This window comes from Nocardioides limicola, assembly GCF_016827675.1.
GTDB lineage: Bacteria > Actinomycetota > Actinomycetes > Propionibacteriales > Nocardioidaceae > Nocardioides > Nocardioides limicola.
This window is the reverse complement of sequence record NZ_JAERJA010000001.1, coordinates 105065-123457: the sequence shown is the minus strand read 5'-3', so window position 1 is coordinate 123457 and position 18393 is coordinate 105065. Positions and strand designations below refer to the sequence as shown.

Annotated in this window: 19 protein-coding genes; 5 read left to right on the top strand and 14 right to left on the bottom strand. The window is 69.2% G+C overall.

Annotation, left to right across the window (positions count from 1 at the left end; all coding sequences use genetic code 11):
* Positions 1-98: 98 nt before the first annotated feature.
* The 4 genes from ispG to JKG67_RS00590 are packed head-to-tail and all read right to left on the bottom strand — an operon-like array spanning position 99 to position 4411.
* Positions 99-1250, bottom strand: coding sequence for a flavodoxin-dependent (E)-4-hydroxy-3-methylbut-2-enyl-diphosphate synthase (gene ispG, locus JKG67_RS00605; RefSeq protein ID WP_203335328.1), 1152 nt, complete (start codon positions 1248-1250; stop codon positions 99-101).
* Positions 1251-1302: 52 nt separating this feature from the next.
* Positions 1303-2664: a M50 family metallopeptidase gene (locus JKG67_RS00600; RefSeq protein WP_203335327.1), complete on the bottom strand. Its 1362-nt coding sequence runs from the start codon at positions 2662-2664 to the stop codon at positions 1303-1305.
* Between the two features lie 5 nt (positions 2665-2669).
* Positions 2670-3779, bottom strand: a complete 1110-nt coding sequence (locus tag JKG67_RS00595; protein WP_203335326.1) for a 1-deoxy-D-xylulose-5-phosphate reductoisomerase — start codon at positions 3777-3779, stop codon at positions 2670-2672.
* Positions 3776-4411 (bottom strand): DedA family protein, encoded by a 636-nt coding sequence (locus JKG67_RS00590; RefSeq protein ID WP_203335325.1) that lies wholly within the window; start codon positions 4409-4411, stop codon positions 3776-3778. Before JKG67_RS00590 ends, JKG67_RS00595 begins: the two co-directional genes overlap by 4 nt.
* A 188-nt stretch (positions 4412-4599) precedes the next feature.
* Here JKG67_RS00590 and JKG67_RS00585 point away from each other — a divergent pair, with 188 nt between their 5' ends.
* Positions 4600-6036: a polysaccharide deacetylase family protein gene (locus JKG67_RS00585; protein WP_203335324.1), complete on the top strand. Its 1437-nt coding sequence runs from the start codon at positions 4600-4602 to the stop codon at positions 6034-6036.
* Positions 6037-6041: 5 nt separating this feature from the next.
* Here JKG67_RS00585 and JKG67_RS18995 read toward each other — a convergent pair whose 3' ends face one another.
* Complete coding sequence (locus tag JKG67_RS18995; RefSeq protein ID WP_203335323.1) at positions 6042-7517, bottom strand: M1 family metallopeptidase; 1476 nt, start codon at positions 7515-7517, stop codon at positions 6042-6044.
* Positions 7518-7547: 30 nt separating this feature from the next.
* Between JKG67_RS18995 and JKG67_RS00575 the strand changes: the two genes are divergently transcribed.
* Positions 7548-8627 (top strand): LOG family protein, encoded by a 1080-nt coding sequence (locus JKG67_RS00575; RefSeq protein ID WP_307816355.1) that lies wholly within the window; start codon positions 7548-7550, stop codon positions 8625-8627.
* Between the two features lie 75 nt (positions 8628-8702).
* Here the strand turns inward: JKG67_RS00575 and JKG67_RS00570 are convergent, their stop codons facing one another.
* From JKG67_RS00570 to rpsB, 8 genes are all read right to left on the bottom strand, one after another.
* Positions 8703-9944 carry a glycosyltransferase family 4 protein gene (locus JKG67_RS00570; RefSeq protein ID WP_203335322.1) on the bottom strand — a complete coding sequence of 414 codons (1242 nt, stop codon included), beginning with the start codon at positions 9942-9944 and terminating at the stop codon, positions 8703-8705.
* Between the two features lie 202 nt (positions 9945-10146).
* The gene (rlmN, locus tag JKG67_RS00565; protein WP_203335321.1) at positions 10147-11277 is read right to left on the bottom strand and encodes a dual-specificity RNA methyltransferase RlmN; all 1131 of its coding nucleotides are present in this window, start codon (positions 11275-11277) and stop codon (positions 10147-10149) included.
* 35 nt (positions 11278-11312) lie between these two features.
* A complete protein-coding gene (locus JKG67_RS00560) occupies positions 11313-11630 on the bottom strand; it encodes a hypothetical protein (RefSeq protein WP_307816354.1) in 318 nt (105 codons plus the stop codon).
* Positions 11631-11661: 31 nt separating this feature from the next.
* The gene (locus JKG67_RS00555) at positions 11662-12531 is read right to left on the bottom strand and encodes a phosphatidate cytidylyltransferase (RefSeq protein WP_203335319.1); all 870 of its coding nucleotides are present in this window, start codon (positions 12529-12531) and stop codon (positions 11662-11664) included.
* Between the two features lie 7 nt (positions 12532-12538).
* The gene (gene frr, locus JKG67_RS00550) at positions 12539-13093 is read right to left on the bottom strand and encodes a ribosome recycling factor (protein WP_203335892.1); all 555 of its coding nucleotides are present in this window, start codon (positions 13091-13093) and stop codon (positions 12539-12541) included.
* A gap of 30 nt (positions 13094-13123) precedes the next feature.
* Positions 13124-13840, bottom strand: coding sequence for a UMP kinase (gene pyrH / locus JKG67_RS00545; RefSeq protein WP_307816353.1), 717 nt, complete (start codon positions 13838-13840; stop codon positions 13124-13126).
* Between the two features lie 60 nt (positions 13841-13900).
* A complete protein-coding gene (tsf, locus tag JKG67_RS00540) occupies positions 13901-14710 on the bottom strand; it encodes a translation elongation factor Ts (RefSeq protein WP_203335318.1) in 810 nt (269 codons plus the stop codon).
* Positions 14711-14784: 74 nt separating this feature from the next.
* On the bottom strand, positions 14785-15759 hold the full coding sequence (gene rpsB, locus JKG67_RS00535; protein ID WP_203335317.1) for a 30S ribosomal protein S2: 975 nt from the start codon (positions 15757-15759) through the stop codon (positions 14785-14787).
* Positions 15760-16119: 360 nt separating this feature from the next.
* Here rpsB and JKG67_RS00530 point away from each other — a divergent pair, with 360 nt between their 5' ends.
* From JKG67_RS00530 to JKG67_RS00520, 3 genes are read left to right on the top strand one after another with little or no spacing between them, the layout of a single operon-like run.
* Positions 16120-16749: a M23 family metallopeptidase gene (locus tag JKG67_RS00530; RefSeq protein WP_238997763.1), complete on the top strand. Its 630-nt coding sequence runs from the start codon at positions 16120-16122 to the stop codon at positions 16747-16749.
* Between the two features lie 20 nt (positions 16750-16769).
* Complete coding sequence (locus tag JKG67_RS00525; protein WP_203335316.1) at positions 16770-17027, top strand: type II toxin-antitoxin system Phd/YefM family antitoxin; 258 nt, start codon at positions 16770-16772, stop codon at positions 17025-17027.
* Entirely contained in the window at positions 17024-17410 is a 387-nt protein-coding gene (locus tag JKG67_RS00520) for a type II toxin-antitoxin system VapC family toxin (protein WP_203335315.1), read from the top strand. Before JKG67_RS00525 ends, JKG67_RS00520 begins: the two co-directional genes overlap by 4 nt.
* A gap of 41 nt (positions 17411-17451) precedes the next feature.
* Here JKG67_RS00520 and JKG67_RS00515 read toward each other — a convergent pair whose 3' ends face one another.
* On the bottom strand, positions 17452-18384 hold the full coding sequence (locus JKG67_RS00515; RefSeq protein ID WP_203335314.1) for a tyrosine recombinase XerC: 933 nt from the start codon (positions 18382-18384) through the stop codon (positions 17452-17454).
* Positions 18385-18393 lie beyond the last annotated feature (9 nt).

Sequence of the window (18393 nt, the reverse complement as noted above, 5' to 3'; positions counted from 1 at the left end):
TAGTGCGCCAACGCGCGAGATCTAACACCTCGTCGCGCGAGATCTAACACCTCGTCGGGCGAGATGTGACACCTCGTCGGGCGAGATTTGACACTTCGTCAGGAGACGGTGACAGAGGGTTCGGCGCCGTCCTGTGGCTCCATCGATTCGGCGATCCGCATCGCCTCCTCGATCAGTGTCTCCACGATCTGCGACTCGGGGACGGTCTTGATCACCTCGCCCTTGACGAAGATCTGCCCCTTGCCGTTGCCCGAGGCGACGCCGAGGTCGGCCTCGCGGGCCTCCCCGGGGCCGTTGACCACACACCCCATCACCGCCACCCGCAGCGGCACCTCGAGGCCGTCCAGGCCGGCGGTGACCTCCTCGGCCAACTTGTAGACGTCGACCTGGGCGCGGCCGCAGGAGGGGCAGGAGACGATCTCGAGCCGGCGGGGGCGCAGGTTCAGCGACTCCAGGATCTGCAGGCCGACCTTGACCTCTTCGACCGGCGGCGCGGACAGGGAGACCCGGATGGTGTCGCCGATGCCCTTGCTGAGCAGCGCCCCGAACGCGGTCGCGGACTTGATGGTGCCCTGGAACGCGGGCCCCGCCTCGGTGACACCCAGGTGCAACGGCCAGTCGCCGGACTCGGCCAGCAGCTCGTAGGCGCGCACCATCACCACCGGGTCGTTGTGCTTGACCGAGATCTTGAAGTCGCGGAAGCCGTGCTCCTCGAAGAGACCCGCCTCCCAGACCGCCGACTCCACCAGCGCCTCGGGGGTGGCCTTGCCGTACTTCTCCATCAGTCGCTTGTCGAGGCTGCCGGCGTTGACGCCGATCCGGATCGAGGTGCCCCGGTCGGCGGCCGCCTGGGCGATCTCCTTGATCTGGTCGTCGAACTTCTTGATGTTGCCGGGGTTGACCCGAACCGCGGCACAGCCGGCGTCGATGGCCGCGAAGACGTAGCGGGGCTGGAAGTGGATGTCCGCGATCACCGGGATCTGCGAGTGCTGGGCGATCTCGGCGAGCGCGTCGGCGTCGTCCTGGCTCGGGCAGGCCACCCGGACGATGTCACAGCCGGCAGCGGTGAGTTCCGCGATCTGCTGCAGGGTGCTGTTGACGTCCGAGGTCAGCGTGGTGGTCATCGACTGCACCGAGATCGGGTGGTCGCTGCCGACGCCGACCTTGCCGACCTGGATCTGGCGGGTCGGCCGGCGCGGCGCGAGGACCGGCGGCGGGGCCGCAGGCATGCCAAGGCTCACAGACGTCATGGTGGGAATCCTATGCCCCGGTCCCCGACACCCTTCCGGCGCCGGGTGGCCCTCAGATGATGCGGATCGGGACAACCAGGTCGGCGACGATCAGGATCACGCCCATCACCAGTAGACAGGCGGCGACCACGTAGGCGACGGGGAGGAGTTTCGCGACGTCCACATGCCCCGGGTCGGGGCGGCCGCGCAGGCGCGCGAAGCCGCGGCGGACCGCCTCATAGAGGGCACCGGCGATGTGGCCGCCGTCGAGCGGCAGCAGCGGCACGAAGTTGAACAGGCCGATGAACAGGTTGAACCCGGCGATCAGCATCAGCAGGAAGATGATCCGGTCCCACACCGGGAACCCGTCGTGGGAGGCCACCTCTCCGGCGATCCGGCCGCCACCGACGATGGAGACCGGCGAGTCGTCGGCCCGCTCGTTGATGCCGACGATGGCCAGCGATACGTCGTACACCTTGACCGGCAGCCGTACCAGGGCGTTCAGGGTGAGCATCGTCATGTCGGCCATCTCGCCGGCCGTGTAGAGCAGGCCGCCGGTGACCGGCTGCACGTACGGGCTGACACCGAGGAAGCCGACCTCGGTCAGCGTCTCGTCCCCGTCGGTCAGCGGCCGCGCGGTGACGGTGGTGTTGGTGGTGGCGGTGAGCTGCAGCCCGTCCCGCTCATAGACGATGGTCGCCTCGCCGTCGTCGTTGCCGCGGACGAGCTCCTGGAACTGGCTCCACTCCTGCACCCGGGTGCCGTTGAACTCGACGATCGTGTCGCCGGGCTTCAGGCCGGCGGCGGCCGCCGGGGCGATCGGGTCGGCGTCGGTGCACTCTCGGGAGCGTTCGTCGGTCCAGGCGATCACACACTCGGCGACGTACTCCAGGGTGGGCGGGCCGGGGACCGCCTCGATGTCGCCGCGATTGCCGAACGTGGCGAAGACGGAGGCGAAGATCACGAACGCGATGGCGACGTTCACCGACGGGCCGCCGGCCATCACGATGACCTTCTTCCACCACGCCATCCGGTAGAAGAGCCGGTCGTGGTCCTCTTCGCCGACGAGTTCCCATTCGGCAGCGCGGGCGTCGGAGATGAGCTGGGTGAACAACCCGGTGTTGGACTTGCGGATCCGGTAGACCGGCTCGCCACGCTCGTCGACCTCGACCAGCTCGGCCTCCGCCTCCTCGGCACCGGGCGGCAGCATCCCGACGATCTTCACGTAGCCGCCCAGCGGGATCGCCTTGACGCCGTACTCGGTCTCGCCGACCTGCTTCGACCACACCGTCGGACCGAAGCCGACGAAGTACTGGGTGACCTTGGCGCCGAACCTCTTGGCCGGGATCATGTGGCCGAGCTCGTGCAGGCCGATCGAGACCAGGATCGCGACCACGAAGACGAGCACGCCGAGCGTGTAGAACAGCACAGCCACGCAGGTCACGTCCTCTCGGTCACGCGCGAGTCGATGAGTCGGGTTGCCTCGGCACGAGCCCAAGCGTCCGCAGCAAGGATGCCGTCCGGGGTCAACTCCTGCTTCGAGGGTACGCCGTCGGCAGCGTTTCCGAGCACTTCAGCGACCACGTCGACGATCTCCACGAACGCCAACCCGCCGCCGAGGAACGCGTCCACGCAGGCCTCGTTCGCCGCGTTGTAGATCGCCGGCCGGGTTCCGCCCGCTGCTCCGGCGGCGCGAGCCAGCGAGACGGCAGGGAAGGCCTCGTCGTCGAGAGGGCTGAACTCCCACGTCTCGGCCCGGGTCCAGTCCACGGCCGGTGCGGCCGCCGGCACCCGGTCCGGCCAGTTCAGGCCCAGCGCGATCGGGATCATCATCGTCGGCGGGCTCGCCTGGACCAGGGTGGATCCATCAATGAACTCCACCATCGAATGCACCACAGACGTCGGGTGCACGACCACCTCGATGTCGTCGAAGTCGATGCCGAAGAGCAGGTGCGCCTCGATCACCTCCAGCCCCTTGTTGACCAAGGTGGCGGAGTTGATGGTGATCACCGGACCCATCGCCCAGGTCGGATGCGCCAACGCCTGCTCCCGGGTCACGTCGAGGAGGTCGGCACGGCTGCGGCCACGGAACGGACCGCCGCTGGCGGTCAGCACCAGCCGGCGTACCTCGTCGCGGTTGCCGCCACGCAGGCACTGGGCGATCGCGGAGTGCTCCGAATCGACCGGCACGATCTGGCCGGGGGCCGCCCGGTCGAGGACCAGTGGGCCGCCCATGATCAGCGACTCCTTGTTGGCCAGCGCCAGGGTGGTACCGGCGTCGAGAGCCGCAAGCGTCGGCAGCAGACCGACGGCGCCGGTGATCCCGTTCAACACCACGTCGGCGTCCATCGACGCAGCCTCGCAACTGGCCTGCTCCCCCAGGCCCGCATACGCCGGGGAGAACTCGGCCACCTGCCGCTCGAACGCGTCGGGGTCCGAACCGCCGGCGGTCAGGCCGACCACCCGGAAACGGTCCGGGTTGGCGCGGACCAGGTCCAGCGCCTGGGTGCCGATGGAACCGGTGGACCCGAGGATCACCACATCTCTCACTGGGGCATCTTCTCAGGCTCCGGGTCGACGCCGCGCCCCCGCACGGCGGCCAGCAGCCGATCGGCCACCACGCCGATCAGGACGCCACCGGTGATGCCCACCGCCACCGCGAGCAGCGGCTGCGCGTGCAGCGCCTCCCCGGCGCTGCGACCCAGGACCGCCGAGTACGACGCCCACACGACCGCCGCAGCCGCGGCGAAGCCCATGAAACGCGGCCGTGGGTAGGCCACCGCCCCGGCCGTCATGTTCACCGCCACCCGCCCCAGCGGCACGAAACGGCCGGCCAGGATGTAGACGCCGCCACGGTGGGCCAGTTGGCGTTGCGCCCCGGCCAACGCCCGCTGCCCGGTCGTCGACCTGAGCAGCCACACCCGCCGCACCGGCACCCGGCGACCGATCAGGTAGGCGATGTTGTCGCCGATGAACGCGCCGAGGCCGGCGAGCACGATCACCCAGCCGAGGTTCGGCCCGTTCCCACCCGCCGACAGCACCGCCAGCGCGATCACCACCGACTCGCTCGGCACCGGCGGGAAGAACCCGTCGATCAGGCACAACAGGAAGAGTGCGAGCAGGATCCACCAGGACCCGGCCATGTGAAGGACGAACTCCTCCAACGCCGCGAACAGCTCCACGGCGCCTCCTCCCGATGGTCGATGCCTGTCGCCGCCGAGCCTAGCGTGGACTCGCCGACGCCGGTGCCGGAGCGAGGCAGCGCTGATGGGATGCTGGGGGCATGGGTTGGTCGACACGGTGGGGTTCGTCGACACGATGGGGTTCGTCGACACGATGGGCCTCATCGACACGGTGGGGCGCCGTCGGCGTGCTCGCCCTGCTGATGAGCACCACCCTGGTGCTGGCCAGCACCGATCTGCCCACCGCTGCGCCCCCCGCTGAGGATCCCCTGCTGGTCGCCGCCGACGAAGCCGGCGTCGATGAGCCTGCCGGCGAGGCATCGGGGCCGTGGGTGTTCCCGCAGGTGTCCGCCCCGGTCGACGACGGGCTCGCCCGGGCCGATCGGGGTGCCTGCCCGTCGGGCGTGGTGGTGCTCACGTTCGACGACGGACCGGACGCCGAACTGACCCGGCGGTTGCTGCGCACGCTGGACGACCTCAACGTGCCGGCCGTCTTCTTCATGGTCGGCCGCCGAGTGGCCCAGACGCCCGGGACGGCGCGCGCGGCGCATCGGGCCGGGCACCGGATCGCCAACCACTCCTACGCCCACGACCAGATGACCAAGCAGACCAACGCCGCCATCCGGAGCACCCTGCGACGCACCGATACCGAACTCAGGGCCGCCGGGGTGCGACCCACTCCGCTGATGCGACCGCCGTACGGAGACATGGACGCGCGGGTCGAGCGAGTGATCCGCGGTGCAGGCCTGGTGCCGGTGATGTGGGACGTGGATCCGCGCGACTGGGAGCGGTGGACGACCCAGCAGATCGCGGACCGGGTGCTGGCCAGGCTGCAGCCCGGAGGTCGCAACATCGTGCTCCAGCACGACGGGATCCGGAACTCGCCGGCGTCTATCGCGGCGGTGCCGCGGATCGTCCGACAGGCCCGGAATCGGGGCTACTGCTTCGGCACCCTCGACGACGCCGGCCGGCCGGTGCTGCCGACCCCGCGGGTGACCGCGTCGATCGCACCCCGGACCGAGGGTGAGGACCTGGTGGTCCGGCTTCGGCTGAACGCAGCCACGATCGAGCCGACCAGCGTGCGGGTGCGGACGCGGGATGGGTCAGCGGTGGCCGGCGTCCACTACCAGCCCGTCTCCACCCGAGTGAGGTTCCGGCCGGGTCGGACCACGGCGACGGTGCGGATCCCGACCACCGCGGATGACGTCTATCGAGCCGACACCAGACTCACCGTCGAACTCAGCGCCGCGCGCGGCCTGGTGATCGGGACCGCGCAGGTGCCGGGCAGGATCGTGGAGTCGATGCGCCCGCCCCGGGTGCGCCTGATCGGTGGGATCACCCGGGCCTCGGAGCCGTCCCGGGACCGGACCGGCGAGGTGACCGTCCGACTGGGTCGGGTCAGCGGTCGCCGAGCCGTGGTGGTGCTTCAGCCCGCTCGCCGTTCCGGGCTGACCTGGACCCAGCGGGTGGTGATCCCGGCAGGCAGCCGTGAGGTCACCGTGCCCGTGGAGATGCCCCGGGTACGGCGGTCTGAGACGGCCCGACTGAGGGTGTGGGTCGTCCGGACCAGCCACGCACGGGCCACTGACGAGTGGACCAAGGTGGCGGTCCGGCCTGCCCAGTGATCGGGTCAGCCCAGACCGTTGGCGGCGGTGTCGGCCGGCTTGGTGGTGCTGGTCAGCCAGGCATCGAAGAAGCCACCCAGGTTCTGACCTGAGACCTGCTCGGCCAGCGCGATGAAGTCCTCGACCCGGGCGGTGCCGCCGCCGTACTTCTGCACCCACAACCGCAGCAGTTCGGTGTGCTTCTGCACCCCGATCCGCTCCCGGAGCGCCTGCACCGCCATCGCCCCGCGCACATAGATCGCCTGATGGAACATCTTGTCGGGACCCGGGTTGTCCAGGCGCACCTTCCAGAACGCAGCGTTGGCGGGCCGTCTGTCGTACTCACTGCGCAACCACGCTGAGGCGGACCGGCCCCGGTGGACCTCGGCGTGCCGCTTCTCCACCCAGGTGGACAGCCCCTCGTTGAGCCAGATGTCGCGCCATCGGCGCACGCTGACGTGGTTGCCGAACCACTGGTGGGCCAGTTCGTGGACCAGCAGCCATTCGGGGATCCCGAAGATCCCGGGGTAGACCGGCCTGGTCTGGTTCTCCAGCGCGAACTCGACGTACAGGGACGTGGCCACTCCCCCGGTGATCGAGAACGGGTGCGGGCCGAACTCGGACTCGGCCCAGCTGACCACCTCGGCGCTACGCCTCAGGTCGCGCAGCAGGGTGCGGCGGCGGTCTCGGGGGAACTGCTTGGAGACCGCGACCAGCCACGGAACCCCGTGGTCGGTGCCCTGTTGGATCCGGAACCGGCCGGCGGCGAAGAAGGCCAGGTACGGCGCCATCGGTTCCTTGGCCCGCCAGTGCCACCGGACCAGGTTCTGGCCGACGAGTCGGCGGCTGACCAGTTCACCGTTGGCGATCGCCTGACGCCCGCGCGGCACGGTGATCCGGATGTCCATCCGCGCCTTGTTGCGGGGATGGTTGTTGGACGGGAACCACCACGGGGCGACGTGCGGCTGGTGCATCGCGAGCGCTTCGATGTGGTTCTCGTGGAAGTTGGTCTCGCCGCGCCACGAGATCCGCGCCGGGCGGCCGTCGTAGGCCACGACCACCACGAACCGCTCCCCCTTGCGCAGCACCTTCCGGGGGTGGACCCGCAGTTCGTGCCGATTGGGTTTGCTCCAGGTGACTCGCCGACCGTTGACCTTCACCCATTTCACCGGGAGCAGCAGGTCGAGGTTGAACCGGGACAGGTCCTTGCCGGCGCGAGCCACGATCCGGGTGCGGCCGGTGAGTCGGCCGGCCGGGCGGCTGCCCGCGAATCGGTAGCGGTTGCGGATCGAGTAGGAACGCACCCGGTAGCCGCCGTTGCCGTCGAGCCGGAAGTACGGGTCTCCGATCCCAGCAGATCCCGGCGAGCCGGTCGCTGCGGAGACCAGCACCGGCGACAGGGCCGGTGACACGACGGCGGACTGCTGCGGCGCCAGTGGCGCAGCCACCAGCGCCAGACCCAGCACGGTGACCAGCAGCCACCTCAGCCGCGATGCGTTCACGCGGCTCACCCTACGTCTAGGCTCGCGGTCGTGAGACACGTTCGCGGCAGGATCATCGAAGTCGAGACGATCGGACAATTCGACCGAAGACTCCGGCTGGGAGCCACGTCGATGAGCGGCTGGCACCTGCAGGGGGTCGACCTGACCGAGCGCGGCACCGCGCTGCGGTCACTGGACGTGGCCGGCGCCCTCTTCCTGGGCTGTCGACTGACCGAGGCCGACGCCGTCTCGGTGCGGGCGCGGGGCGCGATCGTCTTCCCCGAGCTTCCCGGCCTGCCGATCGACACCTACCGGACGACGCTGTACACGCCGACCGAACTGTTCGGCTCGGGCGACTACCAGGACAGCCTGGACGCGTGCGCCTACGCCTGGTCACAGCAGGTGCGCAACCTCGACGTCACCCTCGCCCAGGCGTTGCACGACCACGCGATCGACGATGCGGTGGAGCAGTACGTCGTGGGACGCAGCCTCGTGGGGGTGATGGGTGGTCACAGCCTGCGGCGCGGAGGTACGTCGTACCTCCAGGCGGCCGAGCTCGGCCAACGCCTCGCCGGCGCGCACACCGTCGCCACCGGCGGCGGTCCCGGGGCCATGGAGGCGGCGAACCTGGGCGCCTGGATGCGGGACCGCGACGCGGCCGAACTCGGCGAGGCGGTGCGGATGCTGGGCACGGTGCCGTCGTTCACGCCGTCGATCGGTGCCTGGGCCGACGCTGCGTTCGGTGTGCGTGACCGGTTCCCCGACGGAGCGGAGTCACTGGGGGTGCCGACCTGGCACTACGGCCACGAGCCGCCGAACCCGTTCGCCACCTCGATCGCCAAGTACTTCGCCAACCCCCAACGCGAAGCGGTGCTGCTGCAGATCTGCAATGCCGGGATCGTCTTCCTCCCCGGCGCCGCAGGCACCGTGCAGGAGATCTTCACCGATGCCTGCGAGAACTACTACGCCGACGAGTCCGCGACCTCGCCGATGGTGCTGGTCGGGCGCCAGTACTGGACCGAGACGCTGCCGGCCTGGCCGCTGCTGCAGGCGTTGGCGTCCGGGCGGCACATGGCCGACCGGGTGCACCTGGTGGACACCACCGACGAGGTTGCAGCCCTCCTCACCTGATCGACTTGGGCCCCATCCGCGCCGACTTGGGCCCTATCCGCATCGACTTGGGCCTTACACGCATCGACCTGGGCACTAGGCGACGCTGCGACCGCCTGACGACGTACGACGATGAGCCAGCGCGTCGCGGTAGTGCTCGAGCAGCAGGTCGATGACCGCCTCCCAGGACCTGCCTTCGACTCGGCGACGGGCATCGTGGCCCATCCGCTGCCTGAGCGTCGGGTTGCGGACCAGACTCTTCACGAGCGCGGCCATCTCCGCCCCCTCCCCGGGGGCGTACAGGAACCCGGTCACCTGATCGTCGACCACGTCGATCGGACCGCCCGCCCGAGGAGCCACCACCGGCACCCCGGAGGCGAGTGCCTCTTGGGCCGCCTGGCAGTAGGTCTCGTGTCGACCGGTGTGCACGAACACGTCGAGGGACGCATAGGCACGGCCCAGATCGGCGCCATGCAACACGCCCAGGAACGCTGCCTCCGGCAGCAGCCGGCGCAGCCGAGCCTCCTCGGGGCCACCCCCGACCACCACCACCTTGACACCGGGGATCCGGGCCGCGTGCACCAGCAGCTCCAGTTCCTTCTCGGGGGCCAACCGGCCGACGTACCCGACCAGCTTCTGGCCGTGCGGCGCCAACTCCCGGCGCAACGCCGCACAGCGGTGCGAGGGATCGAACTGGGTCAGGTCCACTCCCCTGGGCCACTTGGCCAGCCCTGGCACGTCGAGTGCCTCGAGCTGCCGCAGACTCGCCGTGGACGGGGCCAGGGTGCGATCCACCTGGCAGTGGATGCGCCGGGTGAGGCGGGACATCGCTGCTGCTCCGCCAGGGATCCGGTAGCCGTCCGCGAATCCGACCAGATCGGTCTGATAGATCGCGACCGTGGGGATGTCGAGTTCGCGGGCGGCTCTGGCTGCCTGGTAGCCCAGCGTCGCCGGTGAGGCGAGGTGGACCACATCGGGCTGGAACTCAAGCATCAGCGCGCGGAGCCGTCGCCGGGTCTCCAGGCCGATCCGGAAGTCCGCGTAGAACGGCAGGCTGGCCCCACGGACCTTGGTGACCGCGAAGCCGGCGTACTCCTCCGGGCCGGTCGGCGCGACCAGGTGCGCGACGTGACCGTGGGACGCCAGGTGGTCCAGCACCCGCCGGACCGAGTTGGTGACCCCGTTGACCTGTGGCAAGAAGGACTCCGCGACCACCAGCACCCGAAGTTTCGCGGGCTGCGCCGGGCGCGGCAGCCGGACGACCTTGCGGGATGCCCGCCTGGACAGCGACCTGGGGGGTCGACCGGCTCCGACCCCTGCCGAGTGAGATTCGAGCATCGCTTCACCTTCCCGATCGTGAGTTGCCTCTGATCGGGAAGGTAGGTGCCGCATCCGAACGGATCGGTGAGGGGCTGTGGACGGCACGTGAACAGGGGGAGACTGATCTGCCCTGTGGACGGGTCGAGGTCCGATTCCCGTACGTTCCGCATGGAAATGCGCCGAGAACGGTGCGCAACGCACGGGATTAGGCCGGGTACAGCTAGCCGCTGGCAGCCAGTTGGCCACACGCCGCGTCGATGTCGCTGCCACGGGTGTCCCGCATCGACGTGGAGATGCCCTTCGCCTCGAGTCGGCGGACGAACTCGGCCATGTCCTCGTCCCTCGAGCGGGTGAACCGTGAGCCACGCACCTCGTTGAGCGGGATCGGGTTGATGTGCACCCAGTGTCGCCCGCCCCGCTCGATGAGTACGTCGGCAAGCAGGTCCGCACGCCAGGCCTGGTCGTTGATGTCACGCATCATCGCGTACTCGATGGAGACCCGGCGGCCGGTCTTCTCGAAGTACTCGTACGCCGCATCGACGGTCTCGGCGACCGAGAAGCGGGTGTTGATCGGCACCAGTTCGTTGCGCAACTCGTCGTCGGGCGCGTGCAGTGACAGCGCCAGCGTGACCGGGATGCCTTCATCGGCCAACTGCTTCATCCGCGGCACCAGCCCGACCGTGGACACCGTCACGTGGCGCGCGGAGAGTCCCAGGCCGGCAGGAGCCGGGTCGGTGAGCCGGCGAACCGCACCGATGACCGCGTTGTAGTTGGCCAGCGGCTCGCCCATGCCCATGAAGACGACATTGGAGAGCCGGCCCGGACCGCCGGCAACATCACCGTTCGCCATCGCCCGGGCGCCCACCACCACCTGGTGCACGATCTCGGCGGTCGACATGTTGCGTTGCAGACCGCCCTGGCCGGTGGCGCAGAACGGGCAGGCCATGCCACAGCCGGCCTGACTGGAGATGCAGATCGTGGCCCGGTCGGTGTACCGCATCAGCACCGACTCGACCAACGCACCGTCGAAGAGCTTCCACAGCGTCTTCACCGTGGTGCCCTTGTCGGCGGACTGGCTCCGGATCGGGCTCATCAGGTCCGGCAGCAGTGCGGTGACCAGGTCGGCGCGCTGCGCAGCCGGGAGGTCAGTCATCTCGGCTGGGTCGTGGACCAGACGTCCGAAGTAGTGGGTGGACAACTGGGCGGCCCGGAAGCCGGGCAGGCCCATCTCCTCGAGCAATGCCTTCCGTCCGGCCTCGTCGAGGTCGGCCAAGTGCCGCGGCGGCTTGCCGCGCCCCTTGGGGGGCTCCATCACCAGGGGAAGGGTCCTGGGCGCCCCGTGCTCGGCCATCGGCGAGATTCTACGCCGGAGTGGCGCCGAGGCGGTCATCCCTGGAAGCGCATCATCAGCCAGAAGACGGTGGTGCCGACACCGACCACCACTGCCAGCGTGATCGCCACTCCGAAGAGCATGTACTTGCCGAACCGGCGCGTGCGGGGCAGCAGGGCGAGAGCGGTCGGCAGCGCCAGCCCGACCAACACCAGCGGGAAGAGTTCTGCTGTCGTCTCGTCATCGAAGGCCCAGTCCAGCGCCGCGAGCCACAGCCCCGGCACCAGCGCGACGTACAGGAGTCCGACGAAGAAGCCCGTCAGCGCGGTGAACGTCGGGTGGTCGCGGTGCCACCAGTCACGTGGCTGGTTCACCTTTTCCGCCTCCCCTGCGCTGATGATGCCCTCAGAAGACAAGGTAGTGCAGGAGCAGCCAGGTGGGCGCGATGGTGGCCAACAGCGAGTCGAGTCGGTCCATCAGCCCGCCGTGCCCGGGGATGATCTTGGACATGTCCTTGATGCCGAGGTCCCGCTTGATCACCGACTCGCAGAGGTCACCCAGAGTGGCCATCACCACCACGATCAGGCCCAGCACGACCCCGACCCACCCGTCGCCGCCGAGCAGGTAGACCACCAGCGCCCACCCGGCTGCGACACACGCGATCAGTGACCCGGCGAAGCCCTCCCAGGACTTCTTCGGGGAGATCACCGGTGCCATCGGATGCTTGCCGAACAGCACCCCCGCCACGTAGCCACCGGTGTCGGAGGCAACGGTGACCAGGATGAAGGTGACCACGCCGAGGGCGCCGAAGTCGAGGTTGGTGCCCTCGGCCCAGCCCGGCTGTCCGTCCTCGGCCAGCATCAACGCCACGAACGAGCCCAGGAAGGGCAGGTAGACGAGCGTGAAGATCGAGGCGGAGGCGTCTCGGACGTAGCCGTTCACGCCCCGGCGGAGCAGCCAGAGCATGGTGATCAGTGCCGTCACCGCGGTCGCGGTGACCAGCGCCGGCGCCCCCCAGACGAAGGCCACCAGCACCATCGCAGCGCCACCGACCTGCAGCGGCTCCCGGGGCAGGTCAATGCCCTTGGCGGACAGCCCCTTCTCCATCTCCCAGACGGCGACGGCGACGGCGGCCACCACCACCACCATGAAGGCCGGCTTCCAGAACCACAGGGAGGCGGCGATGACGGCCAACAGGACGGCCGCCGAGCCGATGGCCGCAGGCAGGTTCCGGCCGGCGCGGCCGTGGCTCTTCTGAGGTACGTCGGTGCTCATCGCGGCCTCAGACCTCGAGCAGTTCTGATTCCTTGGTCTTGAGCATCTCGTCGATCGCGTCGGTGTGCTTCTTGGTGAGTCCGTCGAGCCGCTTCTCGGCGCCGGTGACGTCGTCCTTGCCGACCTCGCCGTCCTTCTCGAGCTTCTCCAGGTTCTGCTTGGCGGTACGCCGGATGTTGCGCACCGACACCCGGCCGTCCTCGGCCTTGCCCTTGGCGACCTTGATGTACTCCTTGCGGCGCTCCTCGGTCAGCTCCGGGAACGCGCAGCGCAGCACCTGGCCGTCGTTGGTCGGGTTGACACCGAGGTCGGAGTCACGGATGGCCTTCTCGATCCCGGCCATCGCGCCCATGTCGAACGGGGCGATCAGGATGGTGCGGGCGTCCTGGGACGTGAACGAGGCCAACTGCTGCAGGGGGGTCTGCGTCCCGTAGTAGTCCGCCGTGATCCTGGCGAACACGCTGGGGTTGGCTCGGCCGGCGCGGATGGCGGCGAACTCCTCACGGGTCGCTTCCACCGACTTGGCCATCTTCTGGTCGGCCTCGTTGAGGATCTCGTTGATCACGGCTGCTCCTTCTCGTGGATGCGCGGGTCACGCCTGGGCGCTGACCAGGGTTCCGATCTTCTCACCTTGGACCACCTTCAAGATGGTGCCCTCGGGTTCCATCCCGAAGACCACCATCGGCAGTTTGTTCTCGCCACAGAGGGCGAAGGCGGTCTGGTCCATGATCCTCAGGCCTCGGGCGATGGCCTCGTCATAGGTGACGTGGTCGAGCTTGACCGCGTCGGGGTCGATCCTGGGGTCGGCGGTGTAGACGCCGTCGACGCCGGACTTGGCGACCATGACGACGTCGCACTTGCTCTCCAGGGCGCGTTGTACGGCGACGGTGTCGGTGGAGAAGTAGGGCATCCCCATTCCGGCACCGAAGATCACCACGCGACCCTTCTCCATGTGCCGGATCGCCCGGCGCGGGATGTAGGGCTCGGCGACCTGCCCCATCGTGATGGCGGTCTGCACCCGAGTGTCGACCCCGAGCTTCTCCAGGAAGTCCTGCAGGGCCAGACAGTTCATCACGATGCCGAGCATGCCCATGTAGTCCGCGCGGGCACGGTCCATACCGCGTTGCTGCAGTTCGGCGCCGCGGAAGAAGTTGCCGCCACCGGTGACCACGGCGACCTGTACGCCGGCGTTGGCCACCGACGCGATCTCGCGGGCGATGCCCTGCACCACATCGGGGTCGACGCCGACCTTGCCTCCACCGAAGGCCTCTCCGGACAGTTTCAGCAACACGCGCTGGTACTTGGTCACGGGCAGTCCTTTCGGCTGAGCTGGTCGTCGTCGACCCCGGCTGTGGTCAGTGTGTCAGGTTCAGACCTCGAAGCGCGCGAACCGGGTCACGGTGACGCCGGCATCGTCGAGAACTGCCTTGACCGTCTTCTTGTTCTCGGTGACCGACGGCTGCTCGAGCAGGACGACGTCCTTGAAGAATCCGTTGACGCGGCCTTCGGTGATCTTGGCGATCGCCTGCTCCGGCTTGCCCTCCTCACGGGCGGTGGCCTCGGCGATCTCGCGCTCCTTGGCGACGATCTCGGCGGGCACCTCGTCCCGGGTCAGGTACTGCGGGCGCATCGCGGCGATCTGCATCGCGGCACCGCGGGCAGCGTCGGCGTTGTCACCGGTGTACTCGACCAGGACGCCGACGGCCGGCGGCAGGTCGGCGGCACGCTTGTGCATGTAGGTCACCGTCTGGCCGTCGAAGTACGTCGCCCGGCCGAGCTCGATCTTCTCACCGATAGTGACGGCCAACTGCTCGACGACCTCGGCGACGGTCTTGCCGTCCAGCGGGGCGCCCTTGAGCGACTCGGTGTCGGTGGCCTGCGCGGCCAGGGCCGCCTCGGCGATGCTCTCAGCGGCGGAGATGAACCCCTCGCTCTTGGCCACGAAGTCGGTCTCGCTCTTGAGCTCGACCAGCGCACTGCCTGCGGAGGCGACCAGCCCGGCGGAGGTCTCTCGCTCGGCGCCGCGCTTGGCGGCCTTGGCGGCTCCCTTGACGCGGAGCACCTCGACTGCCTTGTCGAAGTCGCCGGCGGCCTCGTCGAGCGCCTTCTTGCAGTCCATCATGCCGGCGCCGGTGAGCTCGCGGAGCTTCTTGACGTCGGCGGCGGAGAAGTTAGCCATGTTCATCCCTGTGTGGTGTGGTCGTGGAGGATGGACGCGTGGCCGCACCCGATCGGGCGCGGCCACGCAACGGATCAGGACTCGGCCGGGGCCTCGACGGGCGCCTCGGTGGCCTCGTCAGCAGCCTGAGGGGCCTCCTCGGCGGCAGCGTCGGCGGCCGGAGCGTCGGCGGCGGGAGCCTCAGCAGCGGGAGCTTCGGCGGGAGCCTCCTCGGCCACGGGGGCCTCGGCGGCTTCCTCGGCCACGGGGGCCTCGGCGGCCTTCGTCTCCTCGGCCGGCGCGTTCGCCTCGTCGGCGCCGAGCAGCTCGCGCTCCCACTCGGCCAGCGGCTCAGCAGCGGTGTCCTCGGTCTTGGCGCCGGAGCGCGAGATCAGGCCGTCGGCGACGGCGTCGGCCACCACGCGGGTCAGCAGGCCGACGGCGCGGATCGCGTCATCGTTGCCGGGGATCGGGAAGTCGACCAGGTCCGGGTCGCAGTTGGAGTCCAGGATCGCGATGATCGGGATCCGCAGCTTGCGGGCCTCCTCGACCGCAAGGTGCTCCTTGTTCGTGTCCACGATCCAGACAGCAGACGGGGTGCGGGTCATCTCGCGGATGCCGCCCAGGGTCTTGTCGAGCTTGTCCCGCTCCCGCTTCATCTGCAGGAGTTCCTTCTTCGTGCGACCGGAGCCGGCGACGTCGTCGAAGTCGATCTCGTCGAGCTCCTTGAGGCGGTTGATCCGCTGGAGCACGGTCTGGAAGTTGGTGAGCATGCCGCCCAGCCAACGCTGGTTCACGTACGGCATCCCGACGCGGGTCGCCTGCTCGGCGATCGCGCCCTGGGCCTGCTTCTTGGTGCCCACGAACATCAGGGTGCCGCCCTTGGAGACGGTCTCCTTGATGAACGCGTAGCTGCGGTCGATGTGGGCCAGCGACTGCTGAAGGTCGATGATGTAGATGCCGTTGCGCTCGGTCATGATGAAGCGCTTCATCTTCGGGTTCCAGCGCCGGGTCTGGTGCCCGAAGTGGACGCCGCTCTCGAGGAGCTGGCGCATGGTCACGACGGCCATGTGTCGTCTCTTTTCCTGATGTGGCCACGCCTGGCGGCATGACGCTGTGGTTTTCAGTTGCCGCATCCGGGTGGATGCCCTGACGACGCGCATGGCCCGACCCGAAGGACTACCGGAGCCACGCCCACGGGCGATCGGGCCCCACCAGGTGGGATCCGTCGTGGTCTGCGTGCGTGCGAAGTCAGCACCCACGCCCGAAAGCATGGGAACTGCACCCGTCAGACTAGTCGACGCGAGGCGGTTCGGCTAAATCGACTGCCCGGGCCGGTTCTCGTCCCCAACCCGAACGAGGAGCGCCCTTTTCCACAGGTCCGGTCGGGAGGCGTCGCCAGTCCTCCTGTCGCAGGCACCCTGCTCGGTATGAACGGAGTCCGGAGCCGGTGTCGGCTCGCCGCCCTGACCCTGTGCCTCGCGATGTGTCTGACGGGATGGTCGGCACCGTCTCTTGCGGCCGCGCCCGAGCCTCGAGGCGAATGGCCGCTGGAGCCGGTCCCCCAGGTGGTGACCGGCTTCTCCCCTCCCGCGCAGCCGTGGCAACCCGGGCACCGCGGCGTCGACCTGCTGGGACGGGTCGGCCAGCCGGTGGTGGCGGCGATGCCCGGGGAGATCACCTACGCCGCGTCGCTGGCCGGTCGCGGTGTGGTGGTCGTCGCCCACGCGGACGGCACCCGTACGACGTACGAGCCGGTGTCGCCGTTGCTGGACGTCGGCACGACCGTGTCCGCCGGGGCCAGGATCGGGGTGCTGCAGGTGCACGGGTCGCACTGCTTCCCGACTTCCTGCCTGCACTGGGGGTGGCGCCGTGGTGAGGAGTACCTGGATCCGCTGAGCCTGGTCGGGGTGCGCCCCGTGAGACTGCTGCCACTGTGGAGCGATCTGCCCCCGCCGAGTCAGCACACCGACGCATCCGTTCCCCGGCCCACCCCGACAGCTGCGCCGACCGCGCCGCGGTTGCTACGATTGCTACGTATTCTGGGCGGTCAACCGTGAGCATCGCAAGGAGTGTCGAGGTGGAACGGATCCCACACCGCGAGCTGCGGAACAGCAGCTCCGAGATCCTTCGCCGAGTCGCGGCCGGAGAGGTCTTCGAGATCACCAACCACGGCGAGGTGGTGGCGGTGCTGCGCCCACCGGGGAACGATGATCTCTGGGAGTCGGAGCTGCTCAAGCCAGCGGCTGCGGTGGCACCGTGGGAACACCTCAAGCGACACAAGGTCCTTGATACGACAGGTGCGGTGCTTGATGTTCTTCGCGAGGAACGGCGATGAGGCTCTACCTCGACACCTCCGCCTTCCTCAAGCTCCTGGTCGAGGAACCCGAGTCAACAGCGCTCGTCTCACAACTCCGCGGCGGCCTGTCCGGTCAACATATGTCCTCGATCCTGCTGGAGACGGAGGCGCGTCGAGCGGCTCATCGGATGGACCTGCCACAAGCCGACGTCACCACTGCGCTGAGCGGGGTCAACCTCGTCGATGCACCGAGGTCCCTGTTCGCCGAGGCAGGGTTGCTCGCCGGCTCCACGCTGCGGACCCTGGATGCACTGCACCTAGCCACGGCACTGCGACACAGCGCCGACGTGATCATCAGCTATGACCATCATCTGCTCGGGGCGGCCACCAGCCACGGCCTCCCGACAGCATCACCCGCCTGAGGCGCACTCCGGGTCGGCGTGGAGCCTCCCGTGGATCGAGGTCAGGCGCGGGGGTGGGCCTGACGGTAGGCCCGCCGAAGCCGGTCGGTGCTGACATGCGTGTAGAGCTGGGTGGTCGCCAAGGAGGCGTGGCCGAGCATCTCCTGGACCGAGCGCAGGTCGGCGCCTCCCTCGAGGAGATGGGTGGCGGCCGTGTGCCGGAGCCCGTGCGGTCCCAGGTCGGGAGCACCGGGCACGTCGGCGAGACGGCGGTGCACCATGGTCCGCACCGCCCGCTGGTCGATGCGTCGACCACGGGTGCCCAGGAAGAGTGCTCCACCGGCACCGTCGACGATCAGCGCCGGGCGTCCGTGGCGCAGCCAGGACAACAGCGCCTGCGCCGCCGGCTGGCCGAACGGGACGACCCGTTCCTTGCGGCCCTTGCCGAACACCCGGACCACGTGTCGCTCGAAGTCGACGTCGTCGACGTCGAGGGCAGCCAACTCGCCCACCCGGATCCCGGTGGCGTAGAGAAGTTCGAGGATGGCGACGTCGCGGACCGCCACCGGTCCCTCGTCGGCGTGGGCGGCCGCCGCGTCCAGCAACGTCCGCGCCTCCCTCTCGTCCAAGACCGGGGGCAGGGTGCGGTGCGCCTTCGGCGACCCGAGTGAGGAGCCCACGTCCACGCGGATCCTGTCGGTCCGTGCCAGCCAGGCGGTGAACACCCGGGCTGCGGTGGCGCGGCGGGCGAGCGTGGTCCGGGCCCGACCCTTCGTGGTCTGCAACGCCAGCCAACTCCGTAGCGCGCGGAGGTCGAGGGCGGCCACCTCGGTGATGCCGAGCCGTTGGGCATGCTCGAGCAGGCCATGGATGTCAGTCAGGTAGGCGCGCACTGTCAGCGGGGCCAGATTGCGCTCGCTGGCGAGGTGCCGCTCGTAGTCAGCCAGCACCCGGCTGAACTGTTCCGGCAACTCCTCGGTCACCTGGGGTTCCACACGCCGACC